This is a genomic window from Streptomyces sp. NPDC040432, assembly GCF_055595445.1.
The window spans coordinates 224064-247143 of record NZ_JBVIVP010000003.1; the positions used below are offsets into that span (position 1 = coordinate 224064).

At 72.7% G+C, this 23080-nt stretch carries 19 protein-coding genes; 9 read left to right on the forward strand and 10 right to left on the reverse strand.

Annotation, left to right across the window (positions count from 1 at the left end; translation table 11 throughout):
- Nucleotides 1-52: 52 nt before the first annotated feature.
- Both ACZ58N_RS08310 and ACZ58N_RS08315 read right to left on the reverse strand, forming a co-directional pair.
- Nucleotides 53-1873, reverse strand: coding sequence for a glycoside hydrolase family 3 protein (locus ACZ58N_RS08310; RefSeq protein WP_471157001.1), 1821 nt, complete (start codon nt 1871-1873; stop codon nt 53-55).
- 10 nt (nt 1874-1883) lie between these two features.
- Nucleotides 1884-2846 carry a LysR substrate-binding domain-containing protein gene (locus ACZ58N_RS08315; RefSeq protein ID WP_471157003.1) on the reverse strand — a complete coding sequence of 321 codons (963 nt, stop codon included), beginning with the start codon at nt 2844-2846 and terminating at the stop codon, nt 1884-1886.
- Nucleotides 2847-2928: 82 nt separating this feature from the next.
- On the opposite strand from ACZ58N_RS08315, the gene ACZ58N_RS08320 reads away from it, so the two are divergent.
- Complete coding sequence (locus ACZ58N_RS08320; RefSeq protein WP_471157004.1) at nt 2929-3870, forward strand: EamA family transporter; 942 nt, start codon at nt 2929-2931, stop codon at nt 3868-3870.
- Here ACZ58N_RS08320 and ACZ58N_RS08325 read toward each other — a convergent pair.
- Both ACZ58N_RS08325 and ACZ58N_RS08330 read right to left on the reverse strand, forming a co-directional pair.
- Complete coding sequence (locus tag ACZ58N_RS08325; RefSeq protein ID WP_471157006.1) at nt 3815-4333, reverse strand: GNAT family N-acetyltransferase; 519 nt, start codon at nt 4331-4333, stop codon at nt 3815-3817. The two genes, ACZ58N_RS08320 and ACZ58N_RS08325, sit on opposite strands and share 56 nt — an antisense overlap.
- Nucleotides 4334-4481: 148 nt before the next feature.
- Nucleotides 4482-5036 carry a DUF937 domain-containing protein gene (locus tag ACZ58N_RS08330; RefSeq protein ID WP_471157007.1) on the reverse strand — a complete coding sequence of 185 codons (555 nt, stop codon included), beginning with the start codon at nt 5034-5036 and terminating at the stop codon, nt 4482-4484.
- Nucleotides 5037-5369: 333 nt separating this feature from the next.
- Between ACZ58N_RS08330 and recD2 the strand changes: the two genes are divergently transcribed.
- Nucleotides 5370-7613, forward strand: a complete 2244-nt coding sequence (gene recD2, locus ACZ58N_RS08335) for an SF1B family DNA helicase RecD2 (protein WP_471157009.1) — start codon at nt 5370-5372, stop codon at nt 7611-7613.
- Nucleotides 7614-7795: 182 nt separating this feature from the next.
- The gene (locus tag ACZ58N_RS08340) at nt 7796-9085 is read left to right on the forward strand and encodes a citrate synthase (protein ID WP_281209936.1); all 1290 of its coding nucleotides are present in this window, start codon (nt 7796-7798) and stop codon (nt 9083-9085) included.
- Nucleotides 9086-9467: 382 nt separating this feature from the next.
- Here ACZ58N_RS08340 and ACZ58N_RS08345 read toward each other — a convergent pair whose 3' ends face one another.
- Nucleotides 9468-11747, reverse strand: a complete 2280-nt coding sequence (locus tag ACZ58N_RS08345; RefSeq protein WP_471157010.1) for a heavy metal translocating P-type ATPase — start codon at nt 11745-11747, stop codon at nt 9468-9470.
- A 94-nt stretch (nt 11748-11841) separates the two neighbouring features.
- Nucleotides 11842-12141: a heavy-metal-associated domain-containing protein gene (locus tag ACZ58N_RS08350; RefSeq protein WP_471157012.1), complete on the reverse strand. Its 300-nt coding sequence runs from the start codon at nt 12139-12141 to the stop codon at nt 11842-11844.
- 137 nt (nt 12142-12278) lie between these two features.
- Here ACZ58N_RS08350 and ACZ58N_RS08355 point away from each other — a divergent pair, with 137 nt between their 5' ends.
- Nucleotides 12279-13499, forward strand: coding sequence for a cation:proton antiporter (locus ACZ58N_RS08355; RefSeq protein WP_471157558.1), 1221 nt, complete (start codon nt 12279-12281; stop codon nt 13497-13499).
- A gap of 49 nt (nt 13500-13548) precedes the next feature.
- On the opposite strand, the gene ACZ58N_RS08360 is transcribed toward ACZ58N_RS08355, so the two are convergent.
- The 3 genes from ACZ58N_RS08360 to ACZ58N_RS08370 all read right to left on the reverse strand — a co-directional run bounded on the left by ACZ58N_RS08360 (nt 13549) and on the right by ACZ58N_RS08370 (nt 15993).
- Nucleotides 13549-13749: a helix-turn-helix transcriptional regulator gene (locus tag ACZ58N_RS08360; RefSeq protein WP_471157014.1), complete on the reverse strand. Its 201-nt coding sequence runs from the start codon at nt 13747-13749 to the stop codon at nt 13549-13551.
- 285 nt (nt 13750-14034) lie between these two features.
- Entirely contained in the window at nt 14035-15048 is a 1014-nt protein-coding gene (locus ACZ58N_RS08365) for a Gfo/Idh/MocA family protein (protein WP_471157015.1), read from the reverse strand.
- Between the two features lie 30 nt (nt 15049-15078).
- The gene (locus ACZ58N_RS08370; RefSeq protein WP_471157016.1) at nt 15079-15993 is read right to left on the reverse strand and encodes a sugar phosphate isomerase/epimerase family protein; all 915 of its coding nucleotides are present in this window, start codon (nt 15991-15993) and stop codon (nt 15079-15081) included.
- 114 nt (nt 15994-16107) lie between these two features.
- Between ACZ58N_RS08370 and iolC the strand changes: the two genes are divergently transcribed.
- From iolC to ACZ58N_RS08395, 5 genes are all read left to right on the forward strand, one after another.
- Entirely contained in the window at nt 16108-17040 is a 933-nt protein-coding gene (gene iolC / locus ACZ58N_RS08375; RefSeq protein WP_471157559.1) for a 5-dehydro-2-deoxygluconokinase, read from the forward strand.
- Nucleotides 17041-17047: 7 nt separating this feature from the next.
- On the forward strand, nt 17048-17932 hold the full coding sequence (gene iolB, locus ACZ58N_RS08380; RefSeq protein WP_471157561.1) for a 5-deoxy-glucuronate isomerase: 885 nt from the start codon (nt 17048-17050) through the stop codon (nt 17930-17932).
- Nucleotides 17929-19803 (forward strand): 3D-(3,5/4)-trihydroxycyclohexane-1,2-dione acylhydrolase (decyclizing), encoded by a 1875-nt coding sequence (iolD, locus tag ACZ58N_RS08385; RefSeq protein ID WP_471157018.1) that lies wholly within the window; start codon nt 17929-17931, stop codon nt 19801-19803. The genes iolB and iolD overlap by 4 nt, the downstream gene beginning before the upstream one ends.
- A gap of 11 nt (nt 19804-19814) precedes the next feature.
- Nucleotides 19815-21314 (forward strand): CoA-acylating methylmalonate-semialdehyde dehydrogenase, encoded by a 1500-nt coding sequence (locus tag ACZ58N_RS08390; protein ID WP_471157019.1) that lies wholly within the window; start codon nt 19815-19817, stop codon nt 21312-21314.
- A gap of 123 nt (nt 21315-21437) precedes the next feature.
- Nucleotides 21438-21965 (forward strand): hypothetical protein, encoded by a 528-nt coding sequence (locus ACZ58N_RS08395; protein WP_471157020.1) that lies wholly within the window; start codon nt 21438-21440, stop codon nt 21963-21965.
- Nucleotides 21966-22022: 57 nt separating this feature from the next.
- Here ACZ58N_RS08395 and ACZ58N_RS08400 read toward each other — a convergent pair whose 3' ends face one another.
- Entirely contained in the window at nt 22023-23069 is a 1047-nt protein-coding gene (locus ACZ58N_RS08400) for a WxL protein peptidoglycan domain-containing protein (protein ID WP_471157022.1), read from the reverse strand.
- Nucleotides 23070-23080: the final 11 nt, after the last annotated feature.

Below are 23080 nucleotides of genomic sequence, written 5' to 3' on the forward strand. Positions count from 1 at the left end.
GCGATGCGGCCGTGGTCGATGCCGCCGTGACGGCTCCGGCCGTGACGGCGGCTCAGGGGGCCACGGGCGGGTAGGACAGCCCGTGGCCCAGCGGGTAGCGGCCCGGAACCGGGACCGGGAGCCGGCCGATCGGCCGCCGGACCCCGGTGATCACCCGGGCCGCCGCCCGCAGTTCCACGTCCGTCCAGGAGTACGTCGCCACCTCCGCCGCGCACGTCGGCAGCCGCGCCGGGTCGTACGGGTTGCGGACGGCCACCAGCACCACCGGCACCCCGGTGGCGACCAGCTCCGTGACCAGCGTCCGCTGCGGGCTCTCCCCCTCGGGGACGTTGTACGTGCACACGAGCACCGCGGTGTGCCCGGCCGCCGCGGCCGCGGCACCGGCCGCGGGCACCGCCGTCGCCCGGCAGCCCAACGCCTCCAACTCCCGGGCCAGGACCGTCGTGGGGGGTCCCGTGGTACCGGTGGGGGACACCGGCTCCGCCCCGGTCACCAACAGCCGCGGTCGGGTGGCCGCGTCCAGCGGCAGCAGCCCCCGCGGATTTGCCAGCAGCGTCGTCGTGGCGGCCGCGATCTCGTCGGCCGCGGCCAGGTTCGCGGCCGTGCCGACCTCCGGCTCCGCCGCCCCGGCCGTGTCCGTCGGCGCCTCGAACAGGCCCCGACGGGCCTTGAGTTCCATGATGCGCAGCACCGATTCCGTGATCCGATCCCGCGACAGCTCGCCCGACTCCACCGCCGCCAGCACGCTGTGTTGCGCGAGTCCGAGGTCCGGCGCGTTCAGCAGCTGGTCGCAGCCCGCCTTGAGCGCCAACACCGGGACCCGGTCGTCCCCGTACTTCTGACGGACCCCGGCCATGTCGAGGGCGTCGGTCACCACCACCCCCCGGAAGCCCAGGCGTTCGCGCAGGATGCCCGTGACGATGGGGCGTGAGAGGGTCGCCGGGTCCCCCGAGGGGTCCAGCGCGGGGAAGACGATGTGCGCCGTCATCACGCAGTCCACGCCCGCCTCCACCACCGCCCGGAACGGCGGCTCGTCCAACTCCTCCCACCGGGCGCGCGAGTGCCGCATGACCGGAAGCCCGACGTGGCTGTCCGTCTCGGTGTCGCCGTGGCCGGGGAAGTGCTTCGCCGTCGCGGCCACCCCGGCGCTCTGGTAGCCGCGGACCTGCGCGGCGGCCAGCGCCGCCACCGCACGCGGGTCGGAGCCGAAGGACCGCACGCCGATCACCGGGTTGGCCGGGTTCACGTTCACGTCGGCCACCGGCGCGTAGTCCTGCCGGATCCCCAGCGCGGCCAGCTCGCCGCCCGCGATCCGCGCCGCCCGGCGGGCATCGGCCGTGGAGCCGCCCGCGCCCAACGCCATCGCCCCCGGGAACAGGGTCACCGGCCTGCCGATCCGGGCCACCGCCCCGTGCTCCTGGTCGACGGACAGCATCAACGGGATCCCGGAGCCGGAGCCGCGCGCCGCCCGCTGGAGGCCGTCGGACAGGTCGGCGATCTGCCGGGGGGAACGCGTGTTGTGGGCCCAGGCGAAGTAGACGACCCCGCCCAGGTGGTGGCGCGCGACCAGCTCGGCGGCGGTGCGCACCCCGAACTGCGCCAGGTTCTGCTCGGCGTCCGCGGGGTCGGGATCGGTCGCCGAGTGTCCGTACACCCGGGACACGAAGAGCTGCCCGACCTGCTCGGCCAAGCTCATCCCGGCCACCAGGTCCCGCAGCCGCGCCCGGTCGGGAACGCGGCCCGGCGGCTCCTCGGGGGAGCGGGAGTCATCGGGCACGGAGTGGGACCCCACAGCCGCGGAGGCGACCCCGGCGGCGGCGACGGTGGCCAGGGCGGCGGCGAGCAGGGTCCGGCGGGAGGCGTGGTTCGGCACCCGCCGGACCCTACTGCCGGGCCGGCTCCGGGGCCCCGGGGACACTCGGGAGGTCCCCCGGAAGTGGGGCCGCCGCCACCGCCGGCCAGTGCTCCCGCAGCGTCCGTACCGCCTCGGTGATCGCGGGCCGGCGAGCGGCCCCCGTCCGCCACAGGGCGTAGAGCCTGCGTACCGGGCCCGGCTCCAGGGGTACCGCCACCGCGCCCGGGGGCAGCGCGCCGGTTCCCAGCCGGGGCACGACGGCGACCCCGAGCCCGGCCGCGACCAGGGCGACGATGGTGTGGTTCTCCTCCGCCACATGGGCGATCTCCGGCTCGAAGCCGGCCGTCCGCAGGGTCCGCACCAACCAGTCGTGGCACACCCGGCCGGGCGGCTGGCACACCCACCGGAGCCCGCCGAGGTCGGCGCGCCGCACCACCCGCCGCGAGGTGAAGGGGTGCCCGGCCGGGACCACCAGATCGCAGTGGTCGTAACCGATGACCACGTGCTCCACACCCTCCGGGGCCGGCAGCGGGGAGATGTCCCAGTCGTGGGCCACCGCCAGGTCGGTGACGCCCCGGGCCACCAGGTCCACCGACAGGTGGGGGTCGACCTCCGTCATCCGGACGTCCAACGCCGGATGCCGGCGCGCCAGATCGGCCAGCACGCCGGGCAGCAGACCGCGCGCGGCCGAGGCGAAGGCCGCCACCGTCAGCAACCCGCTCGGCCGGCCACGACGCTCCTCCATCGTGGTCTCGGCCCGCTCCACGATCGTCAGCAGCTCCTGCGCCGTGTCGGCCAGGTGCCGGGCCTCCTCGGTGAGCGCGACCCCGCGCCCGCGCCGCTCCAGCAGCGTCGTGCGGGTCTCCCGCTCCAGCTTGGCGATCTGCTGCGAGACGGCGGACGGGGTGTAGCCCAGTGCGGCCGCCGCGCCCGCGACCGAACCGTGGACGGAGACGGCGTGCAGGGCGCGCAGCCGGGACAGGTCGAGCATGCCCCGATCGTAAGCGTTGCTTCATCCAACCCGGAAGGGATCCGCGCTGGTGCTTCACGGTCGGGGCGCCGATGCTCGATGCATGCGTCCCGTACACACCGCACTGGCCGTGGTCGTCGCCGCCGTCTGGGGCTTCAACTTCGTCGTCATCGAGATCGGCCTCGGCCACTTCCCGCCGCTGCTCCTGTCCGCGCTGCGCTTCCTGGTCGCGGCCCTGCCCGCCGTGTTCTTCGTCGGCCGGCCCAAGGTCGCCTGGAAGTGGATCCTCGGTGTCGGGGCCGCCCTCGGCGTCGCCAAGTTCGGCCTCCTGTTCATGGGCATGGCCGCCGGGATGCCGGCCGGACTGTCCTCCCTCGTGCTCCAGGTGCAGGCCGTGTTCACCGCGGCCCTGGCCGGTCTCGTCCTGCGCGAACGACCCGGTCCCGTCAGGCTGCTGGGGATGGCCGTGGCCCTGGCCGGAATCGCCGTCGCCGCCGTGGACCGGGGCCTGTCCGGAACCGGGCTCGGCTTCGCCCTGGTCGTCGCGGCCGCCGCCTGCTGGGGCGTCTCCAACGTCCTGACGCGCAAGGCCGCCCCGGCCGACGCCATGAACTTCATGATCTGGGTCTGCACCGTCCCGGTCCTGCCCCTGATCGCCCTGTCCCTGCTGATCGAGGGGCCCGAACGGGACCTGGCCGCCCTGCGCGCCCTCGACTGGTCGGGCGTCGGCGTCATCGTCTACGTCGCCTGGGTGTCCACGGTGTTCGGCTTCGGCGCCTGGAGCCACCTGCTGCGCCGCTACCCGGCCTCCTCCGTGGCCCCGTTCTCCCTGCTGGTACCGGTGTTCGGCATGTCCTCGGCCGCCCTCGTGCTCGGCGAGGGGATCTCCGGGACCCGTTGGCCGGCCGCCGTGCTCCTCGTCGCCGGCGTCGGCCTCACCTCGCTGGCCCCCGCGCGGCGCCCGAACCGCACAGGGGTCGGTTCGGGCGTCAGCGCGGGGAGCCCTCCTGCAACGGCAGCCGCCAGTCCTGTCCGGTCAGGGTGACCCCGTACGAGCGGTGCGGACGCTCGGCGACCAGCGTGAACCCGGCCCGTTCGTAGAGCGAACGGGCCTCGCGCAGCACGTCGTTGGTCCACAGCACCAGCTCGCGGTAGCCGACGGAACGGGCGAAGGCGACGACGGTGTCCACGAGCAGGCCGCCGATGCCGAGGCCGCGTCCGGCGGGCTCCACCAGGAGCAGGCGCAGCCGGGCGGTGCCCGGCGAGCCCTCGTCCCGCACGCACATCACCGAGCCCACCGGACGCCCCTCGTGCTCGGCGATCCAGACCCGCTCCACGTACGGGTCGTGGTCCTCGGCGAAGTCCGCGACGATCCGGGCCACCAGCCCCTCGAACTCCTGGTTCCAGCCGTACTCGGCCGCGTAGAGCGCGCCGTGCCGCTGCACGATCCAGCCCAGTTCCCCGGGCTGCGGATCCCTGAGCCGTACCTGTTCGCCGGAGGTCTCCATGGCGCCCGAGGATAGCGCGCGGGCCGTCGCCGGGGGGCATGGCCGGGGCGGGCCCGGGACGCCGTGGTGCCCGGCCGCGCACGGCCGGGCACCTTTGCTCCGTACGGGTCACGTCGCTCCCGCGTACGGGCCGCCTCCCGCGTACGGGCTACTTCTTGCCGCCGCCCAGGATCTGCCCCAGCAGGTCGCCGAGGCCGCCGCCCGCCGCGTCGGGGGCCGCTCCCGGAGCCGGGGCGCCGCCCGCCGGGGCGCCCCCGGCCGTCGGCGCGCCCGCGCCCTTGCCGGCGGACGCGCGCTTGGCGAGGACGGCCAGCAGCACGGGGATCAGCATCTCGATGACCCGACTGATGGTGGGGGCGGGAATGCCGGTCTTCTTCGACACGGCGTTGGCCACGGGCTTGCTCACCTTGGCGAGCACCCCGGCCATCATGCCGCCGCTCAGCAGGCCGCCCATGCCGCCGCCGAGCGTGGCCACGCCCTGGAGCGGCGGTTCCGCCACCTCCGCGAAGGCCTGGCGCACCTCCACGCCGTCGTCGTCATCGGCTCCGGCCTTCTGCCGGAGGTCGCCCGTCATGGCGCCGACGGTCTCGGCGACGGTCTCGCGGGCGCCGCCGACGTCCGTGCCGAGCAGACCGGCGATCTCCTGAAGCCTGTCGTCGCCGAGTTCGCCCAGCACGTCGTCCTGGAAGGAAGATTCGCTCATGCCTGAAACGCTACGTGTGCGGTGATTCGGTGGCACCTCGGACCGCCTCCGGGGGTCCCCCAGGTAATGGAAAGGTAAAGTTCCGCTTCCCTGTGCAACCCTGCGCGCGGATCGCGGGTCGTATGGTGCGTCGGGACTTTCGGGAGGGGATCCGGGGGGATCGGGAAGTCCGACGAGGGAGGGGTAACCGTGAGGGGGTCCGGCCGCGAGGCCGGCCCCCCTTTCGTTTGTCCTCCTCCCCTTCCCTCTCCCCCCTCCCGACCCGCGGCCCTTCCGCCGCCCTTCGTCCACACCCCTCGGCGCGGTGTCGGAGCCGGACGGTAGCGTCGTGCCATGACATCCAACGGGGCGGTGCAGCCGGCGGTGGTCGAGGGGGTGTTGGAGCGCATCACCTACGCCAACGAGGAGAGCGGGTACACGGTCGCCCGGGTCGACACCGGCCGCGGTTCCGGGGACCTGCTGACCGTCGTCGGCGCCCTCCTCGGCGCGCAGCCCGGCGAATCCCTGCGCATGGAGGGCCGTTGGGGCTCGCACCCCCAGTACGGCAAGCAGTTCAGCGTCGACAACTACTCGACGATCCTCCCGGCGACCATCCAGGGCATCCGCCGCTACCTCGGCTCCGGCCTCATCAAGGGCATCGGCCCCAGGATCGCCGACCGGATCGTGGAGCACTTCGGCACCGACACCCTCGACGTCATCGAGGCGGAACCCAAGCGCCTGATCGAGGTGCCCGGCCTCGGCCCGAAGCGGACGAAGCTGATCGGTGCCGCCTGGGAGGAGCAGAAGGCCATCAAGGAGGTCATGGTCTTCCTCCAGGGGGTCGGCGTCTCCACCTCCATCGCGGTGCGCATCTACAAGAAGTACGGCGACGCCTCCATCTCGGTCGTGAAGAACCAGCCCTACCGGCTCGCCGCCGACGTGTGGGGCATCGGCTTCCTCACCGCCGACCGGATCGCCCAGGCCGTCGGCATCCCGCACGACAGCCCCGAGCGGGTCAAGGCCGGGCTCCAGTACGCCCTGTCCCAGTCGACCGACCAGGGCCACTGCTTCCTGCCCGAGGAACGGCTCATCGCCGACGGCGTCAAACTCCTCCAGGTCGACACCGGGCTGGTCATCGACTGCCTCGCCGAGCTCGCCGCCGATCCGGAAGGAGTCGTGCGCGAGGCCGTACCCGATCCGCAGGGCGGCCCGCCGATCACCGCGGTCTTCCTCGTCCCCTTCCACCGCGCCGAACTCTCGCTGGTCGGCCAGGTCCGCCGGCTGCTGAACGCCGAGGAGGACCGGATGCCGGCCTTCCGGGACGTGGACTGGGAGAAGGCCCTCGGCTGGCTGGCCGGCCGGACCGGGGCCGCCCTGGCCCCCGAGCAGCGCGACGCCGTGCGCCTCGCGCTGACCCGCCGGGTCGCGGTCCTCACCGGCGGGCCCGGCTGCGGCAAGTCCTTCACGGTGCGCTCCATCGTCGAACTGGCCCGGGCCAAGAAGGCGAAGGTGGTGCTCGCCGCACCCACCGGCCGGGCCGCGAAGCGACTGTCCGAGCTCACCGGGGCCGAGGCGTCCACCGTGCACCGGCTGTTGGAGCTGAAGCCTGGCGGCGACGCGGCCTACGACCGGGACCGCCCCTTGGACGCCGATCTCGTCGTGGTCGACGAAGCCTCGATGCTGGACCTGCTGCTCGCCAACAAGCTGGTCAAGGCGGTGGCCCCGGGCGCGCACCTGCTGCTCGTCGGCGACGTCGACCAGCTGCCGTCGGTCGGCGCCGGCGAGGTGCTGCGCGACCTGCTCGCCGAGGGCGGCCCGGTCCCGGCCGTCCGGTTGACCAGGATCTTCCGCCAGGCCCAGCAGTCGGGGGTGGTCACCAACGCGCACCGCATCAACACGGGGCTGCCACCCCTCACCGACAACCTGTCCGACTTCTTCCTCTTCCCCGAGGAGGACACGGAGGCGGCCGGAATCCTCACCGTCGACGTGGCCGCACGGCGAATTCCGGCCAGATTCGGCCTCGACCCCCGCCGGGACATCCAGGTCCTCGCCCCGATGCACCGCGGTCCGGCCGGGGCGGGGAACCTCAACGGCCTGCTCCAGCAGGCGATCACACCGGCCAGGCCGAACCTCCCCGAGAAGCGGTTCGGCGGCCGGGTCTTCCGGGTGGGGGACAAGGTGACCCAGATCCGGAACAACTACGAGAAGGGCGCCAACGGCGTCTTCAACGGCACGGTCGGCGTGGTCACCGCCCTCGACCTGGACGAACAGCGCCTGACGGTCCGTACGGAGGAGGACGAGGAGGTCGTATACGAGTTCGGTGAACTCGACGAGCTCGCCCACGCGTACGCGGTCACCATCCACCGTTCCCAGGGGAGTGAATATCCGGCCGTCGTGATCCCGGTCACCACCGGCGCCTGGATGATGCTCCAGCGGAACCTGCTCTACACGGCCGTGACCAGGGCGAAGAAACTGGTCGTCCTGGTCGGGTCACGCAAGGCCCTCGGTCAGGCGGTGCGTACCGTTTCGGCAGGCAGGAGGTACACGGCGGTGGCTTCAAGACTGTCCGGCCGGATACCGGTGGGAAACATCACCTAAATGATCGATCATCTGGGGTTCCCCGGCCGGTGCGGAGGGGGCAGGATGTTCAGGTTGGCGGCACTCAGTGCCGTCAATCGGACCAAAGGCCGACCCCGAGTGCACTCTCCTGCGCCAAATGGGGGAAGGTAGAGGCAGTCAGGGCACCTCGAAGAAGAGGCACTACGTCGGTGAGGGATGACGTGAGCGACAACTCTGTAGTACTCCGGTACGCGGACGGTGAATACACCTACCCGGTGGTCGAGAGCACCGTCGGTGACCAGGGCTTCGACATCGCGAAGCTGCGGGCCCAGACCGGGCTCGTCACTCTGGACAGTGGCTACGGCAACACCGCCGCCTACAAGTCCGCGATTACCTATCTCGACGGCGAGCAGGGGATCCTGCGTTACCGCGGATACCCGATCGAACAGCTGGCCGAGCGTTCGACCTTCATCGAGGTCGCCTACCTGCTGATCAACGGGGAGCTGCCGACCGTCGACCAGCTCGCGTCGTTCCGCAACGAGATCACCCAGCACACGCTGCTGCACGAGGACGTGAAGCGCTTCTACGACGGCTTCCCGCGTGACGCGCACCCGATGGCGATGCTGTCCTCCGTGGTCAGCGCGCTGTCCACGTTCTACCAGGACAGCCACAACCCCTTCGACGACCAGCAGCGTCACCTCTCGACGATCCGGCTGCTCGCCAAGCTCCCGACGATCGCGGCGTACGCGTACAAGAAGTCGGTCGGCCACCCGGTCGTCTACCCGCGCAACGACCTCGGCTACGTCGAGAACTTCCTGCGCATGACCTTCTCCGTGCCGGCCCAGGAGTACGACCTGGACCCGGTCGTGGTCTCGGCGCTCGACAAGCTGCTGATCCTGCACGCGGACCACGAGCAGAACTGCTCGACCTCCACCGTGCGTCTGGTCGGTTCCTCGCAGGCGAACATGTTCGCCTCGATCTCCGCCGGCATCTCGGCCCTGTGGGGTCCGCTGCACGGTGGCGCCAACCAGTCCGTCCTGGAGATGCTGGAAGGCATCAAGCAGGACGGCGGCGACGTCGACGCCTTCATCCGCAAGGTGAAGAACAAGGAGGACGGCGTCCGGCTCATGGGCTTCGGGCACCGCGTCTACAAGAGCTTCGACCCCCGGGCGAAGATCATCAAGGCGGCGGCGCACGACGTCCTCTCGGCGCTCGGCAAGAGCGACGAGCTGCTGGACATCGCGCTCAAGCTGGAAGAGCACGCGCTGGCCGACGAGTACTTCGTCGAGCGCAACCTCTACCCGAACGTGGACTTCTACACCGGTCTGATCTACCGGGCCATGGGCTTCCCGACCGAGATGTTCACCGTGCTCTTCGCGCTCGGCCGGCTCCCCGGCTGGATCGCCCAGTGGCACGAGATGATCAAGGAGCCCGGCTCCCGCATCGGCCGCCCGCGCCAGATCTACACCGGCGAGGTCCTGCGCGACTTCGTCCCGGTCGAGGCCCGCTAGCAATCGGACCTCGCGGCGGTCACGCCGCCGCGGCGGCCGCTCTGCGAAAAGCGCCCCGCCGTCGATCCCCCCACGGGTCGACGGTCGGGGCGCTTCCCATTCCCCGGATGCGGACTCCCCCCACGGGACCCGCGCCGGGGCGTCTGTGTGCCGGGACCCGTTCGGTTCGGGAAGGCCGCTCAAGGCTCCCGCGGGCACGTGCCCCGGCCGGCTGATGCCCGGACGTCCCCCAAGACCTCCGTCAAACGTCCCCCAAGACGTTTTCGGCATCGCCCCATTAGACCCGTGGCGACCCCGGATGGTTACGTTGTCATCACTGTGATCTGCGTCTCCCGTGAAGGAGATGTGGAGGACCGGGGGAGGCTGACGTCCGGGTGATCGCTCAGCGGAAGGACCGCAGCCGCAGGCTGTTGGTGACGACGAAGACCGAGGAGAAGGCCATCGCCGCCCCCGCGATCATGGGGTTGAGCAGGCCGGCGGCGGCCAGCGGCAGGGCCGCCACGTTGTAACCGAAGGCCCAGAACAGGTTCCCCTTGATCGTGGCGAGCGTCCGCCGGGAGAGCCGGATCGCGTCCGCGGCCACCCGCAGGTCGCCCCGTACGAGGGTCAGGTCCGCGGCCTCGATGGCCGCGTCGGTGCCCGTGCCCATGGCCAGGCCCAGGTCCGCGCGGGCCAGCGCGGCCGCGTCGTTGACGCCGTCGCCCACCATGGCGACCGTCCGGCCCTCGGCCTGGAGGCGGCGCACGACCTCCACCTTGTCCTGCGGGAGCACCTCGGCGATCACCTTCTCGATGCCCACCTCGCGGGCCACCGTCTCGGCGACGGCCCGGTTGTCACCGGTCAGCAGCACCGGCGTGAGTCCGAGCGCCCGCAGCCGGGACACGGCCTCGGCGCTGGTCTCCTTGACGGCGTCGGCGACCACCAGCACCCCGCGCGCCTCCCCGTCCCAGGCCACCAGCACGGCGGTGCCGCCCTCGGCCTCGGCGGCGGTCCTGGCCCGGGCGAGCCCGGCGGGCAGCGGGATCGACCGCTCGGCGAGCAGCCGCTCCCGACCGACGAGAACGGCGTGACCGTCGACCACGCCGCTGACACCGAGCCCGGCCAGGTTCTCGAAGGCCCCGGGGGCGGGCTGCGGGACCTCCCCGCCGCCCGTCCGCTCGGCGGCCCCCGCCGTGATCGCGCGGGCGACCGGGTGCTCGGAGGCGTGCTCCAGAGCGCCGGCGAGCCGCAGCAGCTCCTTCTCGTCGACGCCCTCGGCGACGTGCACCGCGGACAGGGCCATCCGGCCGGTGGTGACGGTTCCCGTCTTGTCCAGGACGACGGTGTCGACGCGACAGGTGGACTCCAGCACCTCCGGCCCCTTGATCAGGATGCCGAGCTGCGCGCCCCGGCCGGTGCCGACCATCAGTGCGGTCGGCGTGGCCAGCCCCAGGGCGCACGGGCAGGCGATGATCAGGACGGCCACCGCGGCCGTGAACGCGGCCGTCGCGTCGTCGGTGATCAGCAGCCAGGTCACCCAGGTGCCCAGCGCGAGCAGCAGGACCACCGGGACGAACACGGCGGAGATCCGGTCGGCGAGGCGTTGCACCTCGGCCTTGCCGGTCTGGGCGTCCTCGACCATCCTGGCCATCCGGGCGAGCTGGGTGTCGGCTCCGACGCGGGACGCCTGCACCACGATGCGGCCCGAGGTGTTGACGGTGGCGCCGGTGACGGGGTCGCCGACGGAGACCTCGACGGGCACGGACTCACCGGTCAGCATGGAGGCGTCCACGGCGGAGCCGCCCTCGACGACCGATCCGTCGGTGGCGATCTTCTCGCCGGGCCGCACCACGAACCGGTCGCCCACGGCGAGCGCGCCCACCGGGACCATCACCTCCCGGCCCCCGCGCAGCACCGCCACCTCCTTGGCGCCCAGTTCCAACAGCGCCCTCAGGGCCGCCCCCGCCTTCCGCTTGGAGCGGGCCTCCAGGTACCGGCCGAGCAGGATGAAGGTGATGACGCCCGCCGCGACCTCCAGGTACAGGGCGGAGGAGGCGTCCGCGCGCGTGGCGGTGAGATCGAAGCCGTGCCGCATGCCGGGCATGCCCGCGTGCCCGAAGAACAGGGCCCACAGCGACCACGCGTAGGCGGCGATCGTGCCGACGGAGACCAGGGTGTCCATGGTGGCGGCGCCGTGCCGGGCGTTGGTCCAGGCCGCCCGGTGGAAGGGGAGGCCGCCCCAGACGACCACGGGGGAGGCGAGGGTGAGGGAGAGCCACTGCCAGTTGTCGAACTGGAGGGCGGGGATCATGGACATCAGGACGACGGGCAGCGCCAGGGTCGCCGATACGAGCAGTCGCTGCCGCAGCGCGGCCGACTCGGGATCGGTCTCCGGAGCGGCGGCCTCCGTCTCGATCTCCGGAGCCGGCGGCGGGGGTTCCTCGGCGGTGTAGCCGGTCTTCACGACGGTCGCGATCAGATCGGCGACCCGCACGTCACCCGCGTACGAGACCCGGGCCTTCTCGGTGGCGTAGTTCACCGTGGCGGTGACCCCGTCCATCCGGTTCAGCTTCTTCTCGATGCGGGCCGCGCAGGAGGCGCAGGTCATCCCGCCGATCATCAGCTCGACCTCGGCCGTGCCGGCCACCGCTATGGGCCCGTCGTGCACTGTGCTGCTGCTCATGTCCGGCTCCAGGGGGAGGGCCGGGTCGTGCGGAACCGGTATGAGCCGGCCGGCACGACCCGGCGGAGTGCCGCGGAAGTGCGGGGTCGCGGGATCAGGCCCGACCGGCGAGCTCGTAACCGGCCTCGTCCACGGCGGCGCGCACGTCCTCGTCCGGGAGCGGGGCGGCGGAGATCACGGTCACCTCGCCGGTGGCGGCGACGGCCTTGACCGAGGTCACGCCCGGCAGTGCGGTGAGCTCGGCGGTCACGGCGCCCTCGCAGTGCCCGCAGGTCATGCCGGTGACCTTGTACACGGCGGTGACGGTGCCGACCTCGACGGTGCCGTCGTGGCAGGAGCCGGTGCTGGAGCAGCAGGATCCGCTCGACTGCGTGGTGTCCGTCTCGGCGGTCATCTCGTTCTCCTCTTTCGGGGGGTCTTTCCCACAGATTATACCCCTAGGGGGTATTCAGCGACCATTTGGCGGTTCGCGTGGCGTCGGCGCGGCCCGTGTCGTGGACAAACCATGTGCGACATAAGTAAATGACCCCCATGGATCATCCGGGGACGTTCGTCCTGATCATGGTCATCGCCGTCCTCGCTCCGATCCTCGCCTACGGCGTCTCGCGTTGGCTGTCCGTTCCGCTGGTGATCTTCGAGATCGTGTTGGGCATCCTCATCGGGCCCGACGCGCTCGGCTGGGCCCACTCGGGCGACGTGATCGACGTACTCAGCGAACTCGGCCTCGCCATGCTCATCTTCCTCGCCGGGTACGAGATCCGGTTCGACCAGGTCAAGGGCGACACCCTCAACCGGTCCGTGGTGGCCTGGCTCGTCACCCTCGTGCTGGGCCTGACGGCCGGCGTCCTGCTCGCCCACGGGGACGGGTTCGAGAAGGGCGTCTACATCGGCACCGCCCTCACCAGCACCGCCCTCGGCACGATCCTGCCGGTGCTGCGGGACTCCGGGGACCTCGGCAGCCGCTTCGGGACGGTGATGATGGCCATGGGCGCGGTCGGCGAGTTCGGGCCGATCATCGCCATGGCGCTGCTCCTCAGCGGGCGCGCCCCGGCCGGTTCGGCGGCCGTGCTGATCGCCTTCGGGGTCCTGACGGCGGCGGCGGTGTTCTGGGCCCTGCGGCCCAAGCCGCCCTGGTTCTCCAAGGTCATCGCCACCACCCTGCACAGCAGCGCGCAGTTCGCCGTCCGGCTGGTGTTCCTGATGCTGGTCGCCATGCTCGCGCTGGCCCAGCTGCTCGGACTCGACGTGCTCCTCGGCGCCTTCGCCGCCGGACTGATCACCAGGCTGGTGTTGCAGGGGGCGGCGCCGGAGAGCAGCGACGCCGTGCTGTCGAAGGTGGAGGCCATCGGGTTCGGTTTCCTCGTGCCGCTCTTCTTCGTCGTCACCGGCATCGAGTTCGACCTGGACGCCCTGCTGGCGGGCGGCGGGACGCTGTTGCTGCTGCCCGTCTTCCTCGCGCTGTTCCTGGTGGTGCGCGGGCTGCCGATGTGGCTGTTGGCCCCCCGCGACCTGGGGCGCCGGGACCGCTCGGCGCTCGTCCTGTTCGGGTCGACCGCCCTGCCGCTGGTGGTCGCGATCACCACGCTCGGCGTCGAGGCCGGGAAGGTGGAGCCGGGTGAGGCGGCGGCACTGGTCGGGGCCGGAATGCTGTCGGTGCTGGCCTTCCCGCTGCTGGGGATGCGGCTGCGGGCCCGGCGGGGGGACCCCCGACCGCGGGGCGCCCGGGCGGCGGACGAGGCGGAATCCTGGTGAACCGGTCGGTCCCGGGGGGGATTCCCGCCCGGGACCGGCGGCGCCCCGGTCAGTCCTCGCGGCGGCCCCGGTTGCCGGGGCGGCGCGCCACCCATGCCCGGACGGTGTCGGCGTACCAGTAGGGCTTGCCGCCCTCCACGTGGTCGGGCTTGGGAAGCAGTCCGTGCTTGCGGTAGGAGCGCACCGTGTCCGGCTGCACCCGGATATGGGCGGCGATCTCCTTGTACGACCACAGCTGACGGTCGTTCATCGACGACACCTCCTCGTCCACGCCGCGGGGCCGGCCGGGAGGCCGTCGGGGGAGCCGGCGCGTGGACACAGACGATCACTCAGGTTGTGCCCGGAGAACGACGCTGGGTGAGGGCAGGGGAGCGGCTGTCGAGCGCCTGTGACGGAAAACCCGCGTGATGCGGACATGTGTGACACAAGGGCGACTCCCGTGACGGACGCGGTACGGGCCGCGACGGTCGAGAACGCCGTTCCCGACATGCTTGTACGACCGGCGACGCGCTTGCGGTGGTCGACGGACGGACCGTCAGCGTCGGTACAGATCCGGACGCTCCACCAGTCGGACCTCGGTGCGCGCGCCGGTGCGGGCCGCGGTCAGCCCCGCCTCGGAGACCGCGGCGGCCGCGTAGCCGTCCCAGGCGTCCGGACCGTCGACGCGGCCCCGCGCGGCGGCGGTGACCCAGCGCCGCACCTGGCGGTCGTAGGCGTCGGCGAACCGGGTGGTGAAGTCCTGGGTGATCTCCCCGCCCCAGCGGCCGGCCGACTCGACGACCATCGCGCGACCGTCGCCGATCCGGGCGCTGCCCGACTCCCCGACCGCCTCGCAGCGGACCTGGTAGCCGAACCCGCAGTTGACGAAGATCTCGACGTCCACGATCACCCCGCCCGAGGTCTCCAGCAGCACCAGCCGGGGATCGCGCAGCCCCTCGGGAGCGGCCGAGGACGGTGTCGGGGAGAGCACCGTCACGGCGGTGACCTCCTGCCCCAGCAGCCAGCGCGCCGCGTCCACCTCGTGCACCACCGAATCGGAGATCAGCATGTCGCTCGTGAAGAAGGACGGCGAGGACACGTTGCGGTGGCGGCAGTGCAGGAAGAGGGGCCGTCCGATGCCACCCGAGTCGAGCAGTTCCTTGAGGCGCTCGTACTCGGCGTCGTACCGCCGCATGAACCCCACCTGCACCAGCCGGCGGCCGAGCCGGCGCTCGGCCTCCATCACCCGCAGGGCGCCCTCCGCGTCGGGGGTCAGCGGCTTCTCGCACAGCACCGGCACTTCCCGTTCCAGGGCCCGCAGAATCGCTTCCTCGTGGGCGGGGCCGGGCGAGGCGATCAGGACGGCGTCCACGCCGGGGTGGGCGATCGCGGCCGCCGGGTCCGTGTACGCGCCCGCGCCGTCCAGGCCCGCCGCCACCTCCTTGACCCGGTCCCCGTCGGGGTCGGCCAGCGCCACCACCCGCGCCCCGCCGACCGTGGAGCCGATCCGGCGCACGTGGTCCGCGCCCATCCTTCCCGTGCCGATGACGGCGATGCCGAGCGTGCTCATGTGACGGTGTCCCCTCGGGAGTCGGTACGGTCAGCGGGCGCCGCAGGAGCGCAGGTGGGCGCGGGTGCGCCGGGCGATGGGCAGCGGCCGGTCCGGCGGACACGGATACATGTCCTGCTCCACGATCGCGAACAGGTCCACGCCGAGCCGCTGCGCGGCCGCCAGTACGGGTTCCAGCGCGGGTACCCCCGACGGCGGCTCGCACATCACCCCGCGGGCCACGGCCGGCCCGAACGGAAGCTGTTCCGCCACCACTTCGGCGAGGATCCGCGGATCCACCTGCTTGAGGTGGAGGTAGCCGATCCGTTCCCCGAAGGCCTCGATCGCCTCGACGCTGTCCCCGCCGCAGTACGCGTAGTGCCCGGTGTCCAGGCACAGGGACACCAGCGCGGGATCGGTGGCGTCCAGGAACCGGGCCACGTTCTCCGGGGTGTCGATGTGGGTGTCGGCGTGCGGGTGGACGACGATCCGCAGCCCGTACCGGTCGAGGACCTCCCGGCCCAGGCGCTCGGTCTGCGCGGCCAGTTCACGCCATTGGTCCGGGGTCAGCACCCGGTCCTCCAACACCTTCCCGGTCTTGTCGTCCCGCCAGAAGGACGGGATGACGACCAGCCGGTCCGCGCCCGTCGACGCCGTGAGCTCCGCGATCCGCGACACGTGCGCCCAGGTCTCGTCCCATACGGCGGGCCCGTGATGGAGTCCGGTGAAGACCGTGCCGGCGGACACCCGCAGGCCCCGCCGGGCGGTCTCGTCGGCCAGACGGGCCGGATCGGTGGGCAGGTAGCCGTACGGGCCCAACTCGATCCACTCGTAACCGGCTTCCGCGACCTCGTCGAGGAAGCGGTCCCAGGGCGTCTGGAGGGGATCATCCGGGAACCAGACACCCCAGGAGTCCGGAGCCGAGCCGATGCGGATACGGGTCAACGCGGGCGGGGAGGACGTCATGTCGGCCACCTTAGGGTGCGAGGCTCGAAGGGACGAGGAAGACGAGTGGGAGGAGGGCCTGCTGTGACCACGGCGCGAGGCCACGCGGACGGCGGGGCGTACGACCTGATCACGATGGGGCGGATCGGGGTGGATCTCTACCCGCTGAAGACCGGCGTACCGCTCGCCGAGGCGGACACCTTCGGCAAGTTCCTCGGCGGCTCACCGACGAATGTCGCCGTCGCCGCCTCCCGGCTGGGACGCCGCACCGCGGTGATCACCCGTACCGGTGCCGACCCCTTCGGCGAGTACCTGCGCTCCGAGCTGCGCGGCTTCGGCGTCGACGACCGGTGGGCGGGGGAGGTGGACCGCTACCCGACGCCCGTCACCTTCTGCGAGATCTTCCCGCCGGACCACTTCCCCCTGTACTTCTACCGGCTGCCCAAGGCCCCCGACCTGGAGATCCGGCCCGACGAGGTGGACCGCGACGCGGTGCGCGCCGCCCGGGTCTTCTGGATGACGGGCACGGGCCTCAGCGCGGAGCCCAGCCGCAGCGCCACTCTCGCCGCACTGGAGGCCCGCTCGGGATCCGGGCCGGACGGCATCACGGTCTTCGACCTGGACTGGCGGCCCATGCTGTGGGAAGGGTCGCCGCAGCCCTGGTACGGGCGGGCGCTCGCCCTGGCGACCGTCGCCGTCGGCAACGCCGAGGAGTGCGAGGTCGCCACCGGGGAGAGCGACCCGTACGGGGCCGCCCGGGCCCTCCTCGCGGCCGGGGTGGAGCTCGCCGTCGTCAAGCGGGGCCCGTTGGGCGTGCTGGCCGCCGATCGGAGCGGGAGGGTGGTGGAGGTGCCGCCCGTCCCCGTGACCGTGGTGAACGGGCTGGGCGCCGGCGACGCCTTCGGGGGCGCGCTGGTCCACGGGCTGCTCGCCGGCTGGGACCTCGAACGGGTACTGCGCTACGCGAACGCCGCGGGGGCCATCGTCGCCTCCCGGCTCGCCTGCGGGGCGGCGATGCCGTTCCCGACCGAGGTGGAGGAGGTGCTGGATCGTGCCGGTGCTGTCTGAGACGGAGATGGACTTCACCCGGCTGCGGGTCCTCGACCTCGCACCCGGTGAGACGTACGCCTTCGCGTGCGGGGAGGCGGAGTGGATCGTGCTGCCGCTGTCGGGCGGCTGCGAGGTCCGCTGCGCGGAGGCGGACGGGGCTGCGGCCCCGGGCGCGCCCGGCGCGCCCGGGGCCGGTGCGGCGGGCGGGAACACGGGGGAGCCGCACCGCGAGGCGGTGTTCCGACTGAAGGGGCGCCGCGGGGTGTTCGACGCGGTCAGCGACTTCGCCTACCTGCCGCGGGACGCGCGCGCGGAGGTCACCTCCGCGGCGGGCGGGCGCTTCGCCCTCGCCGGCGCGCGCTGCGAACGGCGGCTGCCCGCCCGTCACGGCCCGGCCGCAGGGGTACCCGTCGAGCTGCGCGGCGCCGGGACGTGCTCCCGGCAGGTCAACAACTTCGCCGCCGCCGACGTCTTCCCCTGCGACCGGCTCATCGCGGTCGAGGTGCTCACCCCCGGCGGGAACTGGTCCTCCTACCCGCCCCACAAGCACGACGAGCACCATCCCGGCGAGGAATCCCGGCTGGAGGAGATCTACTGGTACGAGATCGCCGCCCACGAGGGCGTCCCCGGGCTCGGCTACCAGCGCGTCAGCCCCTCGCCGGCCGGGCGGACCGACATCCTCACGGAGGTGCGCACCGGCGACACCGTCCTCATCCCGGACGGCTGGCACGGCCCGTCCATCGCCGCCCCCGGGCACGACATGTACTACCTGAACGTCATGGCCGGCCCGGCCGGCGGCACCCGGGAGTGGCTGATCCGCGACCACCCCGACCACGGCTGGATCCGGGACACCTGGACCGGGCGGGAGATTGACCCCCGGCTGCCCTTCTACCGCGCGGAGGAAGCGTGAGGCTCACCGTCGCCCAGGCACTCGTACGCTTCCTGGCCCGCCAGTACACCGAACGCGACGGCCACCGGCACCGGCTGATCGCCGCGACCTGGGGGATCTTCGGACACGGCAACGTCGCCGGGATCGGCCAGGCCCTGCTGGAGAGCGGGCCGCACGCCATGCCGTTCCTCCAAGGACGCAACGAACAGGCCATGGTGCACGCCGCCGTCGGCTACGCCCGGCAGAGCGGACGGCTGTCCGCGCACGCCGTGACCACCTCCATCGGGCCCGGCGCGACCAACCTCGTCACCGGGGCCGCCCTCGCCACGATCAACCACCTCCCGGTGCTGCTGCTCCCCGGCGACACCTTCGCGACCCGGCCCGCCGATCCGGTGCTCCAGCAGCTCGAAGTGCCCTGGGCGGGTGACGTCTCCGTCAACGACACCCTGCGCCCCGTGTCCCGGTACTTCGACCGGATCACCCGGCCCGAGGCCCTGCTCCCCGCCGCCCTGCGGGCGATGCGGGTGCTCGCCGACCCCGCCGCGACCGGCGCCGTCACGCTCGCGCTGCCGCAGGACGTACAGGTGGAGGCGTACGACTGGCCCGAGGAGTTCTTCGCCGAACGGGTCTGGCGGGTCGGCTCGCCGCAACCGGACCCCGAGGAACTCGACGCGGCCCGCGCCGCCGTCCGCGCGGCCCGCCGACCGCTGATCATCGCCGGCGGCGGGGTCCGCCACAGCGACGCCGCGGGCGCCCTGCGCACGCTCGCCGACGCCACCGGCATCCCCGTCGCGTCCACCCAGGCGGGCAAGGGCTCCCTGCCCTTCGACCACCCGGCGGACGTCGGCGGCATCGGCCACACCGGCACGGCCACCGCCAACGACCTCGCCCGCACCGCCGACCTGGTGCTGGGCGTCGGCACCCGCTACACCGACTTCACCACCGCCTCCTCCACCCTGTTCCAGCACCCCGACGTCCGGTTCGTCAACCTGAACGTCACCGCGTTCGACGCGCACAAGATGGCCGGCGCCCCGCTGCTCGCCGACGCCCGGGCCGGACTGCGGGCACTCGCCGAGGGCCTGCGCGGACATCGGGTGGACCCCGCCTACGAGGCCGCCTACACGGCCGCGAAGGCCGACTGGGAGGCCCGCGTCGACGCCGCCTATGCCCTGCCCGCCGCCGACGAGGACCGGCCGCCCACCCAGGTCCAGGTCCTCGGCCTGCTCGACGCCCTCGTCGACGACACCGACATCCTCGTCAACGCCGCCGGCTCGCTCCCCGGGGACCTCCACAAGCTGTGGCGTACCCGCTCCGGAGACCAGTACCACGTCGAGTACGGCTACTCCTGCATGGGCTACGAGATCCCCGCCGCGATCGGCGTGGCCCTCGCCGCACCCGGCCGCCCGGTGTGGGCGCTGGTCGGCGACGGGACGTACCTGATGAACCCCACCGAGATCGTCACCGCCGTCCAGGAGGGCCTGCCGCTGCGCCTGCTGATCCTCGACAACCACGGCTACGCCTCCATCGGCGGCCTATCGGGGGCCGTCGGCGCGGAGGGGTTCGGCACCGCGTACCGCTTCCGGGGGGCGGACGGCGCCTACGACGGCGCCCCCCTTCCGGTGGACCTCGCGGCGAACGCGGCCTCCCTCGGGATGGCCGTCATCCGCACCCGCACCATCGGTGACCTGCGGAAAGCCCTGGCCGCGGCGCGGGAGGCGGACCGTCCCACATGTGTCTACGCACAGACCCGAACACCCGACACTGTGTCGGGCCCACCCCCGGCACAGGCGTGGTGGGATGTTCCTGTGGCCGAGACCGCGACCCGTGGGTCGGCGGCGCGGGCCCGTGAAGAGTACGACCGGCAAGCCGCGCAGCGACGTCGCCATCTGTGAAGGAGCAAGGCATGAAGACCGTCAACCACTGGATCGGTGGCAAGACCGTCGAGGGCGCGTCGGGCAACTACGGCCCGGTCACCGACCCGGCGACGGGCGAGGTCACCACGCAGGTGGCCCTCGCCTCGACCGACGAGGTCGACGCGGCCGTACGCGTCGCCAAGGAGGCCTTCCTCAGCTGGGGGCAGTCCTCGCTGGCCGCCCGCACCAAGGTGCTGTTCGCCTACCGCGCCCTGCTCGACGCCAACCGTGACGCCATCGCCGAGCTGATCACCGCCGAGCACGGCAAGGTCCACTCGGACGCGCTGGGCGAGGTCGCCCGCGGCCTGGAGATCGTCGAACTGGCCTGCGGGATCACCGTGCAGCTCAAGGGCGAGCTGTCCACCTCCGTCTCCAACCGGGTGGACGTCTCCTCGATCCGCCAGCCGATCGGCGTCGTCGCCGGCATCACCCCGTTCAACTTCCCGGCGATGGTCCCGATGTGGATGTTCCCGCTGGCCGTGGCCTGCGGAAACACCTTCATCCTCAAGCCGAGCGAGAAGGACCCCTCGGCCGCCAACAAGCTCGCCGAGCTGATGACCGAGGCCGGCCTGCCGGCGGGCGTCCTCAACGTCGTCCACGGCGACAAGGTCGCCGTCGACGCGCTGCTCGCCCACCCCGACGTCGCGGCCGTGTCCTTCGTCGGCTCGACCCCGATCGCCCGCCACATCCACACCACCGCCTCCGCCAACGGCAAGCGCGTCCAGGCCCTGGGCGGTGCGAAGAACCACATGCTGGTCCTGCCCGACGCCGACCTGGACGCCGCCGCCGACGCGGCCGTCTCCGCCGCCTACGGCTCGGCCGGCGAGCGCTGCATGGCGATCTCCGCCGTCGTCGCCGTCGGAGCCATCGCCGACGAACTCGTCGAGAAGATCCGCGAGCGCGCCGAGAAGATCAAGATCGGCCCCGGCAACGACCCGACCTCCGAGATGGGCCCGCTGATCACCGCCGCCCACCGCGACAAGGTCGCCTCGTACGTCAAGGGCGCCGCCGCCCAGGGCGCGGACGTCGTCCTCGACGGCACCGGCTACACCGTCGAGGGCAACGAGAACGGCCACTGGATCGGCCTGTCCCTCCTCGACCACGTCAGGACCGACTCCGACGCCTACCGCGACGAGATCTTCGGCCCGGTCCTGTGCGTGCTGCGCACCGACACCTACGAGGAGGGCGTCGCCCTCATCAACGCCTCGCCGTTCGGCAACGGCACCGCGATCTTCACCCGCGACGGCGGCGCCGCCCGCCGCTTCCAGCTGGAGATCCAGGCGGGCATGGTCGGCGTGAACGTCCCGATCCCCGTGCCGGTGGGCTACCACTCGTTCGGCGGCTGGAAGGACTCCCTCTTCGGGGACCACCACATCTACGGCAACGACGGCATCCACTTCTACACCCGCGGCAAGGTCGTCACGACCCGCTGGCCCGACCCGGCCGACGCCCCGGCCGGCGTGGACCTGGGCTTCCCCCGCAACCACTGACGGCCACCGCCGCCCCGAACACGGGAACCCCCGACCACCCTCACCGGTCGGGGGTTCCCCGCCGTCCGGGGGTGCCGCCCATCGGGCGAGCGCCCCCGGGCCGGGCGGCGGTACGGTCGGGGAATGGACGTGAGCGGGCGGGTCTGGGGTGCCACGAGCGCCGAGCGCGAGGCGGTGTACCCGTGCGACCGGCTCCTGGCCGCCGGGTCCGAGGGCTGGACGCGGGCCGTCGACGTCGCGGCCCCGCCCGCCGTCCTCTTCCGGTGGCTCCGGCAGCTGACCATCGCCCCGTACAGCTACGACCGGCTCGACTTCGGGGGCCGCAGGAGTCCGCGCGCCCTGGTACCGCTGCCCGAACTGGCGGTCGGGCAGACCCTCCTCGTCTTCACGATCACCGACTTCCGGGCCGACGAACACATCACCGGCCTGCTCCCCGAAGCGACCGCCGCCCGCCACGGGCGGATGGCCGTGAGCTACACGGTGCGCCCGCGCGGGGAGGGCTCGCGGCTCGTCGTCAAGGTCGTCGCCGAGGCCGGCGGGACCGTGCGGCGCAGGCTGCGTCGACGCCTCCTCGCCTGGGGCGACCTCGTCATGATGCGCAAGCAGCTGCTGACCCTCAAGGAACTGGCCGAGGGGACCCGTCGGGGCTGACCGGGTCCGCCGCGACGGTACTGACCGGGTCCGCCCCGACGGTGCTGACCGGCTCCGTCAGCGCCCGCCGACCAGGTCCGGTACGGGCTCCGGGAGTTCCGGGACGGCACGGCGGCGGCGCCTCAGGATCAGGAGGGCGACGCCGGCGCCCGCCAGGAGCAGGACGACGCCGGCGGCCGGCCAGGGCACGGCGAGGAAGTCCGTACCGGACTCCGACACCACGTCCGGGTGGGCGGGCGCGTCCGCCGAGACCTTGACGTCGACCCAGTCCAACTGCGGTGCGTCCGGCCACGCCTCGGTCAGTTCGGCGCGCTGCCCGGGAAGCAGGACCAGGCCCGTCGCCCGGGCGGGCCGGTCCAGTACCTCCCGTCCGAACAACCCCCGCGCGGAGATCGTCACGCGCGGCTCGACCACCACGTTGCCCCGATTGACCAGCGTGTAGGTGATGGTGGCGCGGGCGTCCTTCAGCCAGGGCACGACCGGTGCGCCGCGAGCGACCCGTACGTCCTCCACGCTCAGGCCCGCGGTCACCGGCCCAGGCACCCGGAAGTAAAGGCGCGCACCCACCGACCGCTTCACCCCGACCTGCACCTTGCCGTCCCGCTGCACGCCCTCGACGACCGTGTTCAACGCCACGATCCCGCCGACGTGGTCGCCCGGGGTCGCGTCCGCGGGCACCTTCACCGTGAACGCGATGTCCTTACGGCCCTTCGGCGGAACGGTCACGGTCGTCGCCGCCTCGGGAGCCAGCGCGATCCACGCGCCGACGTCCTTCGGCTTCGCCTCCACGGGCAACAGGGCGAACGCACCGCCCGACGGGGTGTTCATCGCGTCGGTCGCGAAGACCTGGAAGGTCAGCTCCTTGTCGGAGGAGTTCAGGATCGTCGCGCTGTCGGAGAGGGTCGTCCCGGCCGCGCCCTGGTGGAAGAAGTAGCCGCGGTCGGTCATCGCCGCCCCGGCCGGGGGCGTCGGGAAGACCCCCCAGGTGCCGTTGTCCGCCGCCGTCGCGGTGGTCGTGGCAGTGGCGGGGAGCAGCAGGGCGCACAGGGCGCCGAGGAGGACGGCGATGCTGCGGGGGCGCGTGGGGCGGCGGCGGATGCGCATGGGCGGGGTCT